Origin of the sequence: Mesorhizobium sp. M7A.F.Ca.CA.002.15.2.1 (assembly GCF_003998715.1) — a bacterium.
Classification (GTDB): Bacteria; Pseudomonadota; Alphaproteobacteria; order Rhizobiales; family Rhizobiaceae; genus Mesorhizobium; species Mesorhizobium ciceri.
In genome coordinates this window covers 1-907 of the sequence record NZ_RZPI01001126.1, presented here as the reverse complement: position 1 = coordinate 907, position 907 = coordinate 1, and the positions used below count along the sequence as shown (strand labels likewise).

Genomic DNA, 907 nt, shown 5'->3' with positions numbered 1-907 from the left:
GTCCAGGCTAGCGCAGCAGGTGATCATCGTGCTGATCCCGCCACTGGCGCTGATCTTCCTGGTGCTGGGCACCATCTTCCTGGGCATCGCCACGCCGACCGAAGGCGGCGCCATGGGCTCGGTCGGCGCCTTGTTCATGGCGGCGGCCAAGGGGCGCTTGTCGCTTGACGTCGTTAAGCAGGCACTGGCCTCGACGACAAGGCTGTCGTCCTTCGTGCTGTTCATCCTGATCGGCGCACGGGTGTTCTCGCTGACCTTCTACGGCGTCAACGGCCACATCTGGGTCGAGCACCTTTTGACGTCGCTGCCGGGCGGCGAGGTCGGCTTCCTGATCGGCGTCAACATGCTCGTCTTCTTCCTCGCCTTCTTCCTCGATTTCTTCGAACTGGCGTTCATCATCGTACCGCTGCTGGCGCCCGCCGCCGACAAGCTCGGTATCGACCTGATCTGGTTCGGCGTGCTCCTGGGCGTCAACATGCAGACCAGCTTCATGCACCCGCCCTTCGGCTTCGCGCTGTTCTATCTGCGTTCGGTGGCCGCGCGCGTGCCCTATCTCGATCGTCTCACCGGCAAACAAATCGCGCCGGTGACGACCGGCCAGATCTATTGGGGCGCGGTGCCCTTTGTCTGCATCCAGGTGATCATGATCGGGCTGACCATCGCCTTCCCGCAAATGGTGATGCACTACAAGGGAACGACCGTCGATCCGGGCACCATCGACTACAAGGTACCGGAGGTGCCCGGCCTGTCGCCGCTGGGCACGCCGCCGGCGGATGGAGCGGCGCCCGCTGGTGGCGCCACGGCGCCGGCCGCTCCTGACCTTTCGCAACCGCCCAGTTTCGGCGATCCGACACCGGCAAAGCCGGCAGCGCCACAGCCCGACCTGTCGCAACCGCCAAGCTTCAAC

At 64.8% G+C, this 907-nt stretch carries 1 protein-coding gene; it reads left to right on the top strand.

The genetic code is table 11. From position 1 onward, the window contains the following. The coding region (locus ENZ74_RS33120) for a TRAP transporter large permease subunit (protein WP_127313353.1) at positions 1 to 907 on the top strand (907 nt) is incomplete at both ends.